We start from the raw sequence: 16,278 nt of genomic DNA, 5'->3' as shown, positions 1-16,278 counted from the left end.
CGACGCACTACGCTGGAACGCAAGTGGTGCCACCTGTTCACTGTGAGTGTGCGCTTGGGAGCGGCGACGATGAGCCGGGTCTATCCGTTCGACGATGCGGCGACGGGCCGGGCTGTCATCGACGACGACGGAACGCTGCTGGAGTGGAACGAGGGCGCGCAGCGTCTGCTCGGCCACCCGGCCGACGAGGTCGTGGGCCACCCCGCAACCCAGCTGCTGGCCGGGCAGAACCCCCTGGTCATGCCCTCCGGCGGGCGCTGGGAGGGGACGGTCGGTTTGCGCCACCGGGACGGCCGCACGGTCTCCGTGTGGCTGCTCGCCCACCGCCGGCCACCCGGCGACGGACATCGCGGCGACTGGCTCGTGGTCACCCCGCTGACCGGCCGCGACCCCGGCGCCGAAGACGATCCGCTCGGCCGGGCCGGGCTGATCCAGTCGCCGTGCGCCGTCGCCGTGTACGACGACGCGTTGCGGCTGCGCCGGATGAACCAGGCCATGGCCGAGGTGATCGGCCTGCCCGAGGAGCGCGTGCGGGGCCTCAGGATCGCGGAGATCGACGGCAAGCAGCAGAGCGAGGAGCTGGAGCAGAGCATGCTCCAGGTGCTCACCACGGGCCTGCCGCTGGACATCCCGACCTTCATGCGCGCCGGCCGCGAGGACCGGGCGCACGCCTGGCTGGCCCGGCTGGCGCCGGTCACCGACGCCGAGGGCCGGGTGCGGGGCGTGTGCCTGGCGGCGCACGACGTCACCGACAACTACCGGGCCCGGCAGCGGCTGCAGCTGCTGAACGAGGCCGGCGTGCGCATCGGCTCCACCCTCGACGTCACCCGTACGGCGCAGGAGCTGGCGGACATGTGCGTGCCCGCGCTCGCCGACTTCGTCACCATCGACCTGCTGGACCCGCAGGAGTACGGCGGCGAGCCCCCGGCCCGCATCACGGCCCCGGTGAACCTGCGCCGGGTCGCCCACCAGTCGATCCTGCGGGGCATCCCGGAGGCGGTCGCCAAGCCCGGGCAGACCGAGGTGTACCCGGACTTCTCCCCGCAGGCGGACTCGCTGACCGCCGGCCGCACCATCCGGGCCACGGTGGCCGGGGGCGACATGGCCCAGTGGCTGACCTGGAGCAGCGTGCGCGGCGAGCGGGTGCGGGAGTTCGGCATCCACTCCTCGATGTCCGTGCCGATCCAGGCCCGTGGGCTGACCCTCGGGGTGGCGGTCCTCACCCGGCACCGGCGCCCGGAGCCGTTCACCGACGACGACATGATGCTGGCCGAGGAGATCACCGCCCGGGCCGCCGTCTGCATCGACAACGCGCGCCGCTACTCCCGTGAGCGCGAGACCGCCCTCGCGCTGCAGCGCAGCCTGCTGCCCCGCTCGCTCCCGCGCACGGCCGCCCTGGAGGCCTCCTCCCGTTATCTGCCGGCGGCCCGGGCCGGGGTGGGCGGTGACTGGTTCGACGTGATCCCGCTGTCCGGGATGCGGGTCGCGATGGTCGTCGGGGACGTCGTCGGGCACGGCATCCAGGCCTCGGCCACCATGGGCCGCCTGCGCACCGCCGTCCGCACCCTCGCCGACATCGACCTGGCCCCGGACGAGCTGCTCACCCACCTCGACGACCTGGTGGTCCGGCTGTCGGAGGAGTCCGGCGGCGAGGGAAGCCCCGGCGAGGTCGGCGCCACCTGTCTGTATGCCGTCTACGACCCGGTGTCGCGGCGCTGCACGCTGGCCCGGGCCGGGCATCCGCCACCGGTGGTGCTGATGCCGGGCAGCGAGCCCCACCAGCTGGACCTGCCCGCCGGGCCCCCGCTGGGCCTGGGCGGGCTGCCGTTCGAGTCGGCGGAGGTGGGGCTGCCCGAAGGCACCGTCCTCGCCCTGTACACGGACGGACTGATGGTGTCCCGGGAGCATGCCGGGGACTCCGGCCGGCAGCAGCTGTTCCAGGCGCTGCGGGCCTACGCGGAATCCCTGGACGACACCTGCGACCAGATCCTGCGTGCGCTGCTGCCGCCGGGCGGCACCGCCGACGACGTGGCGCTGCTGCTGGCCCGCACCCGGGGGCTGGCCTCCTCCCAGGTGGCGACCTGGGACATTCCCGCCGATCCGGCGCTGGTCGCACCGATCCGCAAGCAGGTACTGGACCAGTTGGAGCGCTGGTCGCTGAGCGAGATCGGGTTCACGACGGAGCTGGTGGTGAGCGAGCTGGTCACCAACGCCATCCGGTACGGCGCCCACCCGATACGGCTGCGGCTGATCCACGACCCCGTCACGCTGATCGTCGAGGTGTCCGACACCAGCCACACCGCCCCGCACCTCCGGCGCGCCAAGACCTTCGACGAGGGCGGCCGCGGGCTGCTGCTGGTCGCCCAGCTCACCCAGCGCTGGGGCAGCAGACACACCACGGAGGGCAAGACGATCTGGGCGGAACTGTCGCTCCTGGAGGAGGAGCGGTGACCGCTGCTGGAGGACCGGTGACAGCAAATCGGTGACCGGGAATCAGCAGCAGGGGTTCAGTAGCCCCGCAGCCAGGGACGTACCAGTTTGCGGGCCTCGTGCAGCCGGGACTTGAGCGTGCCGAGGGGGATGCCGAGGCGCTCGGCGACCGCGGCGTACTCGAGCTGGCAGATGTCCCGGTAGACCAGGGGCGCGACCAGGTGCGGATGCTCGCGCTCCAGCCGGTCCAGGGCCTCCAGCAGATCGATCCGGGAGCCCGCGATGACGCTGGTGGTGCGCGGGTCGATGTGCTCGGCGGGCTCGATGACCACGGGCTGCTCGGCCGCCCGCCGCTTCAGCTCGCGGTACTTCTGCCGGCAGCAGTTGGCGACGACCGTGTAGAGCCAGGTGCTGAAGCGGCTGCGGCCCTCGAAGGCGGAGATGTGCCGGGCCACCTGGAGCAGCACGTCCTGGGCGGCCTCCTCGGCGTCCTCCCGGCAGGGCAGGAAGCGCCCGCAGCGGCGCACCACCTCGGGCCGCAGCTCGGTCAGCAGCCGGTCCAGGGCCGCTCGGTCGCCCGCCGCGGCACGCCGGGCGAGGTCTTCGGCCGTCACCCCATCCTGCACGTCAGGGTCCCCCTCGAAGTCGATCTCAGGGCAGGCATGATAGTCGTATGCACTCCCTGGAGCGGATCGGCCGCTACCGCCTCGAACGCACCCTGGGCACCGGCGCCTTCGCCACGGTGTGGCTCGCTCACGACGACGAGCTGGACGCCCTGGTGGCGGTGAAGGTCCTCGCCGAGAACTGGGCCCACCGGCTCGACATCCGGGAGCGCTTCCTGTCCGAGGCCCGACTGCTGCGCCGGGCCGGCTCCAGCCGGGTCGTCCAGGTCTACGACATCGGTGAACTGCCGGACGGCAGACCGTACTTCGTGATGCAGTACGCCGACGGCGGCACCCTCGCCGATCTGCTGACGGCCGGCCCGCTGCCGGTGCCCCAGGCGCTCGTGCTGACCGCGCAGGCCGCGCGGAGCGCCGCCGCGCTGCACGAGGCGGGCATCGTGCACCGCGACATCAAGCCGACCAACGTGCTGCTGCACACCGCCCCGGACGGCGAGAGGCGACTGCTGCTGGCCGACCTGGGGCTGGCCAAGAGCCTCGCGCAGGCCTCGGTGCTCACGCTCGCGGCGGGCTCGGCGGGCTATCAGCCGCCGGAACAGGCCGAACCCGGGGAGGGCATCGACGCCCGCGCCGACGTCTACAGCCTGGGCGCGGTGGGCTACGAGCTGGTCACCGGGACCGTGCCCGGGCCGCCGGGGAGGGTGGTACCGCCCCGGCGGCTGCGGCCGGAGCTCGGCGAGGACGTCGAGCGGGCGCTGTTGCGCGCCCTGGAGCCGGACCGGGAGCGGCGCTGGCCGGCAGCGCACGCGTTCGCGGACGAGCTCGAGCGGCTGGCGGCGGCCCCCGGCGTCCGGCACGGCAGGCGGCTCGACGGCGTCCGGGGCCGGCTCGGCACCGGGACGCTGGTGCTGGCCGCGGTGCTCGCCGCCGGGGCCGCCGCCGTCACCGTCACGGTGGTGCTCCACCAGCCGGACACCGCCGAACAGTCCACGGTGAAGGACTCCACCGGCCGGGTCGCCGTGCAGGTGCCGGCCGGCTGGGCCCGGCAGGTGCGCGGGTCCGGCTGGGATCCGCACGCGCTCGGGTTGTCGGCGGGGCACGAGCCGGGCCTGGTGGTCGCCGACGACGTGACGCACTGGTCCGACCTCAAGACCGCGGTCGACGGCGTCTTCCTCGGGGTCAGCGAGCACGGCGACGTCACCGCCCGGGTGAACGCCCTCGCCCACTCCGGCTGCCACGAAACCGGCAGCCGCACCTTCACCGGCGCCCGCTGGCGCGGCCTGATCCGGACCTGGAACGCCTGTCCGGACGGCGGCTCCGTCACCGAGTCCGCACTCCGCCCGGCGGACGGCTCCGCTCAGCCACAGGTGTACATGCAGGTCCGCCAACAGGGTGACGACGACGCGACCGAGGCCATACTCCGCTCCCTGCGGGTCACCTGACACGACGCACGAGGTCGGGCGAGGTCAAATCGGGGAAAAGAACCCTGCGAGTCCCGAACCTTTCCGGCGGCCCGGGCATCGCAGTGTGATGACGGCGCACCCGGCGCCGAAGGCACGCGTGAGCCGCGTGCCGCGAACATCCAGGAGTGTTGAGCGACATGGCGTACTCATCCCGGTCATTGCAGCGCGGGGCCCTGCTCGCGGGCACGGCGGCCGTACTGGGCCTCCTGACCGCCTGCGGCAGCCACGACACCCGCTCGACACCCCAGACGGTGCCGGGCACGGCCGGTCCGGCGACCGAGACCGCGGGCGACTCGCCCTCCTCCGGCACGTCCGCAGCCGCCTCGACACCGGACGGCGGCACGTCGTCCGCCGCCCCTGGCAAGGCCACCTCCTCCGGCACCGGCACCACGACCGAGAGCGGCAGCACCCGGTGCCACACCTCCGAGCTGCGCGCCGCCGTCGGCCGCAACAACCCGGGCGCCGGCCAGGAGAACTTCCCCATCGTGCTCACCAACAAGTCCGCGCGGACCTGCACCGTGCGCGGCTATCCGGGCGCGGCCTTCGTGAACGCCTCCGGCACCCAGCTCGGCCCGGACCCCAAGCGGTCCGGGGGCTCGCCGGTGACGGTGACGCTGCGGCCCGGACAGAGCGCCTGGGCCGGCCTGACCTTCTCCAACCCCGAGATCAGCGGCGCGAAGACGGCCACGCCGGCCACGCTCGTGGTCACCCCGCCGGACGAGCGGGACCCGCTGAAGGTGGCGTGGACGGCCGGAGCGGTCCCGGTGTCCGGGAACTCCTCCTCCGTCTTCCTGACCGTCTTCAACTCCGGTACCGGCGCCTGACCGAAGCCCCTCCGAGAACCCCGCTGTCCGCTCCCGGGCAGCGGGGTTCGTCATGAGCGCGCCACAAGTGTCACAGGACGGCAACACGTCCCGGCCGCCGCGATCTTTCCGCGGGGACCCCTCATCGAACCCGTCGACCGCACAGCGAGAAGGCTCCGCAGGGAGCCGCGACGAGGAAACCGGGGAAGAACATGAGCGGCATTTCACGCAGGCGTGTGCTGACGGCGGGGGCGGCCGCGGGCGCCCTCGGGGCCCTGTCCGCCTGCTCCACCGCCGGCGGGCTGTCCGTCGGCGGGAAGGACCCGGCGTACGGCAAGGGCACCAAGCAGGCCCGGCCGGCCAAGCCCATCGGCGACGGGTCCACCGCCGACACCGGCGCGCAGCCGCACCAGCCGAAGCCGGTCCGGCTGCAGCCGGGCCAGAAGCCGCCGCAGTTCGTGGTGTTCTCCTGGGACGGCGCCGGCGAGCTGAGCAACAAGCTGTTCTCCCGGTTCCGCAAGGTCGCGTCCGACCACGGCGCCAAAATGACCTTCTTCCTCAGCGGCATCTACACGCTGCCGGAGGCCAAGAAGGACCTGTACCGTCCGCCGCAGCACGCGGTCGGCGCCTCCGACATCGGTTACCTCGCCGACCGGCACATCCACGCCACCATTCAGCAGGTGCGGGCCGCCTGGCTGGAGGGCCACGAGATCGGCACCCACTTCAACGGGCACTTCTGCGGCGCGACCGGGGTGCGCAACTGGTCGTCCGCCGAGTGGCGCAGCGAGATCGAGCAGGCGATCGGCTTCGTCACCAAGTGGAAGACGAACACCGGCTTCTCCGACCTCGAACCGCTGCCCTTCGACTACCGCAAGGAGCTGATCGGCGGCCGCACCCCCTGCCTGGAGGGCCAGACCAACCTGCTGCCCACCGCGGCCGCGCTCGGCTGGAAGTACGACGCCAGCTCCCCGGGCGGGCTGCAGATCTGGCCGGGCAAGGTGCAGGGCGGCCGGATCTGGGACTTCCCGCTGCAGTCCATACCCTTCGCCGGCCACTCCTTCCAGGTGCTGTCGATGGACTACAACATGATGTTCAACCAGTCCGGCGGGAACCCCCTGGGCGATCGCGCGCAGTTCGACGCCTGGCGCACCCAGGCCCGGGACACCTACCTGGCCGGGTTCCGGCGCGCGTACGAGACCAACCGCGCCCCCTTCTTCATCGGCAACCACTTCGAGCGCTGGAACGGCGGCATCTACATGGACGCCGTCGAGGAGGCGATCGGCCGGATGGCCGAGCACGACGAGGTCCGGTTCGTGTCCTTCAAGCAGCTCGTGGCCTGGCTGGAGGCGCAGGACCCGGCGGTACTGCGCAAACTGCGCACGCTGTCACCGGGTCAGGCCCCGGTGGGCGGCTGGGAGGAGTTCCTGGGCGCGGCGGGCACCCGCTCGTCGTAGTCGTGCTCCGGCGTTTGCTTTCATGGGCGGGCACCATCCGATCGATCCCGAGGACCCGCCCTGAACACCCCGCTCGCCGAAGCCCTGTCCGCCGTGCTGCTCGCCGCCGTGCTCGCCTGGGCGGTGGTACGGCCCTTCGGGTGGCCGGAGGCGGTGCTGGCCGTCCCGGCCGCCGGGATCGCGATCGCCACCGGGGCGATCTCGCTGGACCACGCCCGGGCCGAGGCAGAACGGCTCGGGCCGGTGGTGGGATTCCTGGCGGCCGTGCTGGTACTCGCCCATTTCTGCGATGTGGAGGGGCTGTTCCAGGCGTGCGGGGCGTGGATGGCGCGCTGGGCGGCGGGCCGACCGGTGCGCCTGCTGACGGCGGTGTTCGCGCTGGCGTCGGCGATCACTGCGGTGCTCAGCCTGGACGCCACGATCGTGCTGCTCACCCCGGTCGTCTTCGCGACGGCCGCGCGCACGGGCGTCCGGCCGAAGCCGCACGTGTACGCCTGCACGCATCTGTCGAACACGGCGTCGCTGCTGCTGCCCGTCTCCAACCTGACGAACCTGCTCGCCTTCGCGGCGAGCGGGCTGGCCTTCACCCGGTTCGCGGTGCTGATGGCGCTGCCGTGGCTGGTGGCGATCGGCGCCGAGTACCTGGTGTTCCGGCGGTTCTTCGCCCGTGACCTCACCGCGGCGGCCCCGGTGGGCCGGGACACCGGTGAGGCGCCGCGGCTGCCGCTGTTCGCGCTGGTGACCGTGGGCTGCACGCTGGCGGGGTTCGTGGTGGCGTCGGCGTTCGGGGTGGACCCCGCGTGGGTGGCCGCCGCGGGGGCGCTGGTGCTGGCCGGGCGGGCGCTGGTGCGGGGGAAGGCGACTCCTGTCACCGTCGTCCGTGCGGCGGCGCCGGGCTTCCTGGCGTTCGTGCTGGCGCTGGGCATCGTGGTGCGCGCGGTCGTCGACAACGGGCTCGCGGACGCGCTCGGGCACATCCTGCCCGGCGGCACGGGGCTGCCCGCGCTGCTCGGGACCGCCGCGCTGGCCGCCGTCCTCGCGAACCTCATCAACAACCTGCCCGCGGTGCTGGTATTGCTGCCGCTCGCCGCTCCCGCCGGTTCCGGCGCGGTGCTCGCGGTACTGCTCGGGGTGAACATCGGCCCGAACCTGACCTATGCCGGGTCGCTCGCCACCCTGCTGTGGCGGCGGATCGTGCACCAGCACGAGCACGGGGTGGACCTCCGGGAGTTCACCCGGCTCGGCCTGATCACCGTGCCCTCCGCGCTGGCCGTGTCGGTGGTGGCATTGTGGGGGTCGCTGCAGATTCTCTGAGGGGTTCCGAGAGCCGAGGGAGGCCGGCCTGATGCGTGTGATCGTCTGGCTCGTCGAGGGCACCTGGCCCGCCTGCGTGGACGCCGTACGCACCCACGCCCCGAACGCCTCCGAGGTGGTGCTGCTGCATGTCACCGGTCCGGACGTGCCCGGGGTGGCGCACGGTGCGTACGCCGGGCTGCTCGGCCGGGGTCATCCCGAACGCGACCCGGGCAACCGTCTGGAGGCGCTCGGCGGCAGCTCGGCGGCCGAACTCCTGACTGCGGCGGCCGAGCGGCTGGGGCGTCCGTGTACCCGCGAGGAGCGGACCGGGCGGGTCGAGCGGGAGGTGGTGGCCGCGGCCGAAGGGGCCGATCTGCTGGTGCTGGCCCGGGACGGCGACCGTTCCCGGCTCGGGCCGCACAGTCTGGGCCCGGCCGTCCGGTTCGCCGTCGACCACGCACCCTGCCCGGTGCTGCTGGTGTGGCCCGAACCGGCCCCGGACCTCGGGACGATCCCTCCCCCGCCGCCGCACCACCACTGAGCCACACCGCGGGCCGGGCCCGGCCCGGCCGGGCGACGCTCAGCGATGGTGTCCCCCCGTACCGCCGCCGTAGCCACCGCCGTTGTAGCCGCCGCCACCGCCCCAGTCGCAGTAGTCCGGGTAGACCGAGCAGTAGTCGCGCGTGGGGGAACCCGACGGCGCGGGGCTGGACTTGGACGCGGTCGGGGTGGGGGTCGGGGACGGGGTCTTCGAGGCCTTGGGGGTGGCCTTGACCGGCGGGGACGGCGCGGTGGTGTTGTCGGTGTCCCAGTTGACGACTTCCATCTGCAGGTCCGGCTTGGCGGTGTCGACGGTCCAGCGCTGGGCCGAGTCCGCGGCGCGGTTCTTGAGAACGAGGGCGCCGGAGCCGTCGGTCGCGGCGGGGGTCAGCGCCAGGTCCTGGTCCGAGCGGGGCACCAGGGCGCCCTGGAGCGTGAAGTCGTAGCGGATGTCCTTGGCGGCCTCACCGGTGACCGAGCAGGGGGCGAGCCGCACCGAGTAGCCGAGGTGGGAGTCCAGGCACAGGTCCGGGGCGGAGGCGTTGCGCAGCAGCCCGTCGGTCTCGTACGACCACTGCTGGCTCGCCTCCGAGGAGCAGGCGGTGAGTTCGGTCTCCGCGCCCTTGACCGCCTCCTTGCCGACGACGCCCACGCACAGCCCCGAGGCGAGGTTGTGCAGCCGACCGCGCAGCGCGCCCTTGCTGGTGCCGCTCGAACCGGCCCAGGACGGACCCGGTGTGGCCGAGTCCTTGCCCGGCGCCCGGGAGGGCGTGCCGCCGGGAGCCGGGGCCGGATCGTCGCCGGAGCCGAGCACCGACCACAGGACCAGGGGGAGGATGACCAGGCCGCTGACCGTGACGACGGCCAGGGCGAGATTGCGGCGCCGGACGCGGCGGGCCGCCCGGTGCGCGGAACGGCGGGAGCGGCCGGGCGTGGCGGCAGGGGCGGGGGTGGCGGGCGCGGGTGCCATGGGAGTGAAGGCCTCGCCGCCCAGGGGAGGGGCGAGGGCCGGTACCGGGTCCGGGGCCGGGGCGCTGGTCTCCTCGGTGCGGGCCGCCCGGGACTCCACGTAGGCGTGGGAGCCCCAGCCGAGGACGGCCTCGGCGAGTGCGAGGCCGAGTCCCGTGTTGAACTGGGCCAGCTGGTCGGCGGTCTGACTGCAGTGCCGGCAGCCGGCCAGGTGCTGCTGCAGATCCGGGTCGACGTCGACGCCGCCCCGGCGGAACGTCACGTCGAGCATGCGCAGGTAGCGCCGGCACTCCGCCTCGGGGGCGAGTTCACGGTGGGCCTGGAGGCATTCCTCGCGCAGCCGTTCGCGGGCGCGGCGCAGTTCGACCCGGGTCTCCTCCTCGTCCAGGCCGAGCAGCGCCGCGGGAACGGCGAAGGGTTCGGCCTCGACCTCTATGTGCCACAGCACCGCGCGGGCGGACTGGGGCAGCCGCTGGAACGCGCGCGACAGCAGGCGCCGGCCGGACGGCGGGAGCAGCCGGGCGGCCGCGCGCTCCCCGCTGCCGGTGCCCGGCCGCAGGGCGGGATGGAGGAGTTCCTGGCGGCCGTCGCCGTCCCATTCGGCCGCGATCCGGCGGACGGTGACCAGCAGGTGCGGGCGCCACGCGGCGGACGGGCCCGCCTGGCGGAGCGACTCGCCGAACAGCCGGGTGAAGGCGGCTGTGGTGAGCATGCCCGCGGCGCGCGGTCCGTCGGTGCACAACCGGGCGTAGGCGAAGGCCGCTTCCCAGTGCCGGTCCAGGAGTTCACCCACCGGGTGGAGCGCGGGTGTCGTTCCCGTCCACTTCTTCAGTTCGGCGCTCAGTTGCTCGTCCGAGGCATCGAACCGGCGGGCGGTTGGGGCGGAATCCGACCGGCCTGCGTCATTCACGGCTGCGTTCCTCCGGGCGCGACACGGGAATTAGTCCATACCAAAGAGTACGGAATGGGATTCGGCATCCCGAACGTCCGCCTGGGCAGCTCTTTTGAAGCGTGGGGGGCGTACGGGAGCGGCCTGGCACATGCAGCAGGAAATGTAATTGCCTGCACGTCGACAGCGCACACTTTTGCACAGGCCGACGCCATTGAACAAGAGATCTCTCACTTTTAAACATTGCGTCGACAAGCGGCTCTTTGACTGTTTGTCAATGAAAGCCTTTGCCGTGCATTACCGCCGGTCCCCCGCACGATAGGCCCCGGGCGGCACTCCGTAACGCTCGCGGAAGACGCGGCTGAAATGGAAGGGGCTCGGGAATCCGGAGGCCGCCGCCACCCGCTCCACCGTCAGATCGGTGGCCTCCAGCAGCCGGGCCGCGTGCCGCAGCCGGGCCTCACGCAGGGCGCGCATGGGCGGCCTGCCGGTCCGCAGGGTGAACAGGTGGGCGAACCGGGACGGGGAGAGCGCCACGCTCTCGGCGAGCGAGGCGACGGTGTGCGGGGCGCCCGGATCGGCGGCGATCAGCTCCTCGGCCTGTCGCACGCGGGTGTCGTCGCCCGGCTCGGGTGCCGGCTCGCGGGCGCCCGAGGCGGCGAGCAGCACGACCTCCTCCAGCGCGCACAGGGCCAGCTCCCGCGCCAGGCTGCCGTGGGCCACGGCCACCGGGTCCTCCCCCTCGGGCGGTGTGCCCGGCGCGGGCCGGTGGGCGTCGGCGAGCATCCGGCCGAACGCGGCATCGATGCGACCGTGCAGGGGCGCGGGGACAGGCGCGACGACATACAGGCCGTCGGCCACGGCGTACGGGCCGAGCCAGGGCGCCCAGGACGGGCGGGCCTGGCAGTGCACCCACCAGAAGCGCCAGTGCGGAGCGCCGGGCGCCACGGCATAGCGGTGGGCCACCCCCGGGGCGAGCACCACCAGATGCCCGGCGACCGACTCGGCGCGGGCGCCGCCCTGCCGGATCGTGCCGCGCCCGCCCGTGGTGAAGGTGAACAGCCAGCTGTCCGACCCCTGCGGCCGGTTGACGCCGTACCCCGGCCCCTGGTCGTAGCGACCGGTCACCACCAGGCCCGGCGGCGGGGACCGGTCGCCGGCAGCAGTTCCGGGCAGTCCGTCGGCATGCATGGGCATCCTCCGCGAACGCGCGTCGGCCTAGCGTGGCAGGCAAGTGGCCACCGGACGAGGAGCGGACACATGACAGCCACAGGCATCGGCGGCATCCTGCCCGACGCACTCCGGCAGCAGTTCGAGGAGTCGGGATTCACCGTCGTACGCGAGCTGTTCGGGTACGACGAGATCGAGCGGCTGCGCGACGGCTTCGCGGCGCTGCCGGCGGCCGGGCCGGTGCCCGGGCACTTCGAGCCGCGGCCCGCGGACCCCGACCCGCTGCGCAGGCATCCCCGGGTGATGCAGCCGCACGAGTTCAGCGCGCAGGCACGGGAGTTCCTGCTGGACACCCGGCTGCGGGCGGTGCTGGAGGCGCTGTTCGGCGAGGAGGTGCTGGCCGCGCAGAGCATGTTCTACTTCAAGCCGCCGGGCGCCCGGGGCCAGGCGCTGCACCAGGACAACTTCTATCTGCGGGTCGAGCCGGGCACCTGTGTGGCCGCGTGGGTGGCCTGCGATGTCATCGACCGGGACAACGGCGGCCTCGAAGTCGTCCCGGGCACGCACCGGATGGACCTGTTCTGTCCCGAAGTGGCGGACGAGGAGCTGTCCTTCGCCCGCGAGTACGTCCCGCCGCCGCCCGGTCTGACTCCGGTGCCCGTGGACCTGGCGCCGGGCGACGTGCTGTTCTTCAACGGCAGCCTGGTGCACGGATCGGGGCCCAACCGCAGCGCCGACCGCTTCCGGCGCTCCTTCATCGGGCATTACGTGGGCCGTTCGGCCGAGCGCATCGGCGGCTACTACCGGACGCTGGCCATGTCCGGTGCGCGGGTCCCGCTGCCGGAGAGCGAGGGTGCGGGTCCGTGCGGCACGGAGTTCGCACCGCACGGACCCCATTGAGGTGCGACGGAGCCGAGGATCAGTGGCCGCTGATCGCGCGCGGGGTGTAGGCCTCCTCCAGCTCCTCGATCTCCTTGTCGCTCAGTACCAGTTCGACGGCGGCCACCGCGTCCTCGATGTGCTGCGGCTTGGCCGCGCCGACGATCGGTGCCGCGACCGTGTCCTGGTGCAGCAGCCAGGCGAGGGCGACCTGTGCGCGCGGGACACCGCGGTCGGTGGCGATACGGGTGACCGCCTCGACGATCGAGCGGTCGCTCTCCAGGTAGAGGCGGCTGCCGAAGTTGTCCTGGGCGCTGCGCTCGGTGACGGTGCCCCAGTCGCGGGTGAGCCGGCCGCGGGCGAGCGGGCTCCAGGGCAGCACGCCCACCCCCTGGTCCGCACAGAGCGGCAGCATCTCCCGCTCCTCCTCGCGGTACAGCAGGTTGTAGTGGTTCTGCATGGACACGAACTTGGTCCAGCCGTGCCGCTCGGCCGTGTACTGGGCCTTGGAGAACTCCCAGGCGTACATCGAACTCGCCCCGATGTAGCGCACCTTGCCCGCCTTGACCACGTCGTGCAGCGCCTCCATCGTCTCCTCGATCGGAGCGACGTGGTCGTAGCGGTGGATCTGGTAGAGGTCGACGTAGTCGGTGCCGAGGCGGCGCAGGCTGTGGTCGAGCTCGGACATGATGGCCTTGCGGGACAGGCCGCCCCCGTTGGGGCCCGGCCGCATCCGGCCGTGCACCTTGGTGGCCAGCACGATCTCGTCGCGGTCGGCGAACTCGCGCAGGACCTTGCCGACGATCTCCTCGCTGGTGCCGTCGGAGTAGACGTTGGCGGTGTCGAAGAAGTTGACGCCCGCCTCCAGCGCCTGCCGGATCAGCGGCCGGGACGCCTCCTCGTCGAGGGTCCACTCGTGGACACCGCGGTCGGGCAGGCCGTAGGTCATGCAGCCCAGACAGATCCGCGACACGTCCAGGCCCGTAGAACCGAGCTTCACGTACTGCATCGTCACTGCTCCTGCCTTCCGGGGCGATGGTCACTCAGGAGCGTACGGCGTGCTCCGGCGCCGGCTTGACTGCGACGTCGCGCGGACGATTGGATCCTGACACGTGATCAATGGAGCGGGCGTGCCCGCCAAAGGCCTCTCCCGTGTCTCAGGCCCCGGGACGACCATCAGCACCGCACTGCTCGCCCTGGCCGTCGCGGTGTCCGCGCTGACGGGTTGTGACTCGGGCAGCACACCCGAGAAGCAGTCGCAGAAGCCCGCGGCCGTACGCCTGCCGCCGCGCCACGCCGGCTTCGACTACCAGATCGGCGGCGCCTATCCCCCGCCCGCCGGTGTCCGGATCGTCAGCCGCGACCGGTCCGACTCCCCGGCGCCGGGCCTGTACAACATCTGCTACGTCAACGCCTTCCAGGCCCAGCCGGAGGAACGCTCCTCCTGGCCCGCCGACCTGCTGCTGCGGGACGCCCGCGGCAAGGTCGTCATCGACGAGGACTGGAACGAGCCGCTGCTCGACCTGCGCACCCCGGCCAAGCGCAAGCGCGTGGCGGAGCGGGTCGACCAGTGGATCGACAGCTGTGCGAAGAAGGGCTACGACGCCGTCGAGCCCGACAACTACGACAGCTACACCCGCTCCCGCCACCTGCTCACGACCGCCGACGCGACCGCGTTCATGCGCCTGGTCTCCCGGCACGCGCACGACCGGAACCTGGCCGTCGGGCAGAAGAACACCGCCGAACTGGCCGGGCAGCGACGGCAGGCCGGGCTGGACTTCGCGGTCGCGGAGGAGTGCGGGCAGTACGACGAGTGCGAGGTGTACGCCAAGGCGTTCGACGACCGCGTGGTGGACATCGAGTACACCGACAGCGGCTTGCGCAGGGCCCTCGCCCGCTGGGGCGACCGGCTGAGCATCGTCCGCCGGGACGTGGACGTCTCCACACCGGGCAAGCCGGAATACGTCCGAAAGGTGCGGTGACGCGCCGGAGCGGCCCTGCCGTCCCTCAGGGCCGCTCCAGCAGGTCCAGCGCGCTCTCCCAGGGGAACTCGGGCCGCCCGCCGCCCGCCTCGGGCATGCCGGAGTACGGCTCGCCGAAGCGCACGCCCATCCCGCGCAGCCGGATCAGGCTGTCCTGGTAGGCGGGATGGGCGGCCAACGCGTCCGCCACGCAGGGCAGGACAGCGATCGGCACACCCAGCCCGGCGGCCTCGCACAGGGTGCCGACGGCGAGGGTGTCGGCCAGTCCGGCCGCCCACTTGTTGACGGTGTTGAAGGTGGCGGGGGCCACCACCACGGCGTCCGGCGACGGGAACGGGCGCGGGTCGGCCGGGGAGCGCCAGGCGGACCGTATCGGCCGGCCCGTCTGTGCCTCGACGGCGGCGGTGTCGAAGAAACCGCCCATGGCGACCGGTGTGGCGATGACCCCGACCTCCCAGCTCCGCTCCTGGGCGGCGGTGATCAGCTTGCTGACGCCGGTGGCGATCCCGGCCGCGCAGACGACGACGTAGAGGAAGGGCTTCGGGTCCTGTGCGGTCATCCGGGCACCCTACTGAAGCGGGAAGGTCTGCCCCCGCTCGGCCTCGGGCCGCGGTCCGTGGATGCGCCGCTGGTCCTCCTCGATGCGGAGGTCGTTGATGCTCGCCTCCCGCCGGGTCATCAGACCGTGCTCGTCGAACTCCCAGAGTTCGTTGCCGTAGGCGCGCCACCACTGCCCGTCGGCGTCCCGGCACTCGTACTGGAAGCGGACGGCGATGCGGTTGCCGTCGAAGGCCCACAGGTCCTTGCGCAGCGCGTAGTCCCGCTCGCGCCGCCACTTGGCGGCGAGGAACTCGACGATCGCGGCGCGGCCGGTGACGAAGGTGTCGCGGTTGCGCCAGACGGAGTCCTCCGAGTAGGCGAGCGCCACCTTGTGCGGGTCGCAGGTGTTCCAGGCGTCCTCGGCGGCCTGGACCTTCTGCACGGCGGTCTCGTGGGTGAAGGGAGGCAGGGGCGGGCGGTCGGTCATGGTGACTCCTCGGCTCGTACGGGTTGCACGACACCGGAGAACGAGCGTTCTCCGTATGGACTGCTACCGTAGGAGAACGCACGTTCTCTCGTCAAGGAGTGAGGTCGCACATGGACAGCGCGGTCGCCCGGGACCAGGCGCTCGACGCCGCGGAGGAGCTGTTCTACGCCCGGGGCATCCAGTCCGTGGGCATGGACGAGCTGCGCGGCGCCTCGGGCGTGTCGCTCAAGCGCCTCTACCAGCTGTTCCCCACCAAGGAGCAACTCGTCGAGGCCTATCTGGCCCGGCGGGACGAGCGCTGGCGCGGGCGGCTCGCCGAGCACGTGACAGGGCAGCCGGACCCGCGGGAGCGGATCCCGGCCGTCTTCGACTGGCTGGAAGGGTGGTTCGGCGAGGACGGCTTCCGTGGCTGCGCCTGGATCAACGCGTACGGCGAACTGGGCGCCACGTCGGCCCGGGTGGCCGAGCAGGTGCGCGCGCACAAGGAGGCGTTCCGGGGCTACCTCGCCTCGCTCGTGACGGACGCGGGACTGCCCGCCGCACTGACCGGCCCACTGTTCCTGCTGGCCGAGGGCGCCATGGTCACGGCGGGCGTCACCGGCAGTACCCGGCCCGCGGCCGAGGCCCGCGAGGCGGCCCGGGTGCTGGTGGCGGCCGCCGCCTAGGTGTATTGACCTGAAGCGTTGTTCACGCGGCTGATCGGTGGGTGGCCGCCGAGTGCGGTGTGGCAGCGGTGGTGGTTGTAGGTGTGCAGGA

The 16,278-nt window shown here is 72.8% G+C and carries 15 protein-coding genes; 9 read left to right on the top strand and 6 right to left on the bottom strand.

Annotated features, from left to right (window positions below):
• The first annotated feature begins 69 nt into the window (after positions 1-69).
• Positions 70-2,451, top strand: coding sequence for a SpoIIE family protein phosphatase (locus ACIF83_RS42245; protein WP_399735542.1), 2,382 nt, complete (start codon positions 70-72; stop codon positions 2,449-2,451).
• 56 nt (positions 2,452-2,507) lie between these two features.
• Here ACIF83_RS42245 and ACIF83_RS42240 read toward each other — a convergent pair whose 3' ends face one another.
• A complete protein-coding gene (locus ACIF83_RS42240) occupies positions 2,508-3,056 on the bottom strand; it encodes an RNA polymerase sigma factor (RefSeq protein ID WP_399735539.1) in 549 nt (182 codons plus the stop codon).
• 47 nt (positions 3,057-3,103) lie between these two features.
• Between ACIF83_RS42240 and ACIF83_RS42235 the strand changes: the two genes are divergently transcribed.
• The 5 genes from ACIF83_RS42235 (at position 3,104) to ACIF83_RS42215 (ending at position 8,607) form a co-directional block, all read left to right on the top strand.
• A complete protein-coding gene (locus ACIF83_RS42235; protein WP_399735536.1) occupies positions 3,104-4,492 on the top strand; it encodes a serine/threonine-protein kinase in 1,389 nt (462 codons plus the stop codon).
• Positions 4,493-4,650: 158 nt separating this feature from the next.
• Positions 4,651-5,337 (top strand): DUF4232 domain-containing protein, encoded by a 687-nt coding sequence (locus ACIF83_RS42230; RefSeq protein WP_393477777.1) that lies wholly within the window; start codon positions 4,651-4,653, stop codon positions 5,335-5,337.
• A gap of 191 nt (positions 5,338-5,528) precedes the next feature.
• Entirely contained in the window at positions 5,529-6,770 is a 1,242-nt protein-coding gene (locus ACIF83_RS42225) for a hypothetical protein (protein WP_393477775.1), read from the top strand.
• Between the two features lie 60 nt (positions 6,771-6,830).
• Positions 6,831-8,084: an arsenic transporter gene (locus tag ACIF83_RS42220; RefSeq protein ID WP_398140238.1), complete on the top strand. Its 1,254-nt coding sequence runs from the start codon at positions 6,831-6,833 to the stop codon at positions 8,082-8,084.
• Between the two features lie 31 nt (positions 8,085-8,115).
• Positions 8,116-8,607 carry a universal stress protein gene (locus ACIF83_RS42215; RefSeq protein WP_399735532.1) on the top strand — a complete coding sequence of 164 codons (492 nt, stop codon included), beginning with the start codon at positions 8,116-8,118 and terminating at the stop codon, positions 8,605-8,607.
• A gap of 39 nt (positions 8,608-8,646) precedes the next feature.
• On the opposite strand, the gene ACIF83_RS42210 is transcribed toward ACIF83_RS42215, so the two are convergent.
• Both ACIF83_RS42210 and ACIF83_RS42205 read right to left on the bottom strand, forming a co-directional pair.
• Positions 8,647-10,485, bottom strand: a complete 1,839-nt coding sequence (locus tag ACIF83_RS42210) for a ricin-type beta-trefoil lectin domain protein (RefSeq protein WP_399735529.1) — start codon at positions 10,483-10,485, stop codon at positions 8,647-8,649.
• 276 nt (positions 10,486-10,761) lie between these two features.
• The gene (locus ACIF83_RS42205; RefSeq protein WP_393477765.1) at positions 10,762-11,655 is read right to left on the bottom strand and encodes a helix-turn-helix domain-containing protein; all 894 of its coding nucleotides are present in this window, start codon (positions 11,653-11,655) and stop codon (positions 10,762-10,764) included.
• Positions 11,656-11,724: 69 nt separating this feature from the next.
• Between ACIF83_RS42205 and ACIF83_RS42200 the strand changes: the two genes are divergently transcribed.
• A complete protein-coding gene (locus ACIF83_RS42200; RefSeq protein WP_399735526.1) occupies positions 11,725-12,534 on the top strand; it encodes a phytanoyl-CoA dioxygenase family protein in 810 nt (269 codons plus the stop codon).
• Between the two features lie 19 nt (positions 12,535-12,553).
• On the opposite strand, the gene ACIF83_RS42195 is transcribed toward ACIF83_RS42200, so the two are convergent.
• Positions 12,554-13,522: an aldo/keto reductase gene (locus ACIF83_RS42195; RefSeq protein WP_399735523.1), complete on the bottom strand. Its 969-nt coding sequence runs from the start codon at positions 13,520-13,522 to the stop codon at positions 12,554-12,556.
• 121 nt (positions 13,523-13,643) lie between these two features.
• Between ACIF83_RS42195 and ACIF83_RS42190 the strand changes: the two genes are divergently transcribed.
• On the top strand, positions 13,644-14,495 hold the full coding sequence (locus tag ACIF83_RS42190; protein WP_399735520.1) for an endo alpha-1,4 polygalactosaminidase: 852 nt from the start codon (positions 13,644-13,646) through the stop codon (positions 14,493-14,495).
• Positions 14,496-14,520: 25 nt separating this feature from the next.
• Here ACIF83_RS42190 and ACIF83_RS42185 read toward each other — a convergent pair whose 3' ends face one another.
• Together ACIF83_RS42185 and ACIF83_RS42180 are read right to left on the bottom strand one after the other, a co-directional pair.
• Positions 14,521-15,054, bottom strand: a complete 534-nt coding sequence (locus tag ACIF83_RS42185; RefSeq protein ID WP_399735518.1) for a flavoprotein — start codon at positions 15,052-15,054, stop codon at positions 14,521-14,523.
• A gap of 9 nt (positions 15,055-15,063) precedes the next feature.
• Positions 15,064-15,522, bottom strand: a complete 459-nt coding sequence (locus ACIF83_RS42180; protein ID WP_393477753.1) for a nuclear transport factor 2 family protein — start codon at positions 15,520-15,522, stop codon at positions 15,064-15,066.
• A 110-nt stretch (positions 15,523-15,632) separates the two neighbouring features.
• On the opposite strand from ACIF83_RS42180, the gene ACIF83_RS42175 reads away from it, so the two are divergent.
• Positions 15,633-16,187, top strand: coding sequence for a TetR/AcrR family transcriptional regulator (locus ACIF83_RS42175; protein ID WP_393477750.1), 555 nt, complete (start codon positions 15,633-15,635; stop codon positions 16,185-16,187).
• Positions 16,188-16,278 lie beyond the last annotated feature (91 nt).

It is taken from the genome of Streptomyces sp. NPDC085866 (genome assembly GCF_044541035.1).
GTDB lineage: Bacteria > Actinomycetota > Actinomycetes > Streptomycetales > Streptomycetaceae > Streptomyces.
This window is presented reverse-complemented; position numbering and strand designations above follow the sequence as displayed.

Coding starts and splice junctions, on each gene's coding strand:
- ACIF83_RS42245 (WP_399735542.1), top strand. CDS start 70: ATGAGCCGGGTCTATCCGTTCGACGATGCGGCGACGGGCCGGGCTGTC.
- ACIF83_RS42235 (WP_399735536.1), top strand. CDS start 3,104: ATGCACTCCCTGGAGCGGATCGGCCGCTACCGCCTCGAACGCACCCTG.
- ACIF83_RS42230 (WP_393477777.1), top strand. CDS start 4,651: ATGGCGTACTCATCCCGGTCATTGCAGCGCGGGGCCCTGCTCGCGGGC.
- ACIF83_RS42225 (WP_393477775.1), top strand. CDS start 5,529: ATGAGCGGCATTTCACGCAGGCGTGTGCTGACGGCGGGGGCGGCCGCG.
- ACIF83_RS42215 (WP_399735532.1), top strand. CDS start 8,116: ATGCGTGTGATCGTCTGGCTCGTCGAGGGCACCTGGCCCGCCTGCGTG.
- ACIF83_RS42205 (WP_393477765.1), bottom strand. CDS start 11,655: ATGCATGCCGACGGACTGCCCGGAACTGCTGCCGGCGACCGGTCCCCG.
- ACIF83_RS42200 (WP_399735526.1), top strand. CDS start 11,725: ATGACAGCCACAGGCATCGGCGGCATCCTGCCCGACGCACTCCGGCAG.
- ACIF83_RS42195 (WP_399735523.1), bottom strand. CDS start 13,522: ATGCAGTACGTGAAGCTCGGTTCTACGGGCCTGGACGTGTCGCGGATC.
- ACIF83_RS42185 (WP_399735518.1), bottom strand. CDS start 15,054: ATGACCGCACAGGACCCGAAGCCCTTCCTCTACGTCGTCGTCTGCGCG.
- ACIF83_RS42180 (WP_393477753.1), bottom strand. CDS start 15,522: ATGACCGACCGCCCGCCCCTGCCTCCCTTCACCCACGAGACCGCCGTG.
- ACIF83_RS42175 (WP_393477750.1), top strand. CDS start 15,633: ATGGACAGCGCGGTCGCCCGGGACCAGGCGCTCGACGCCGCGGAGGAG.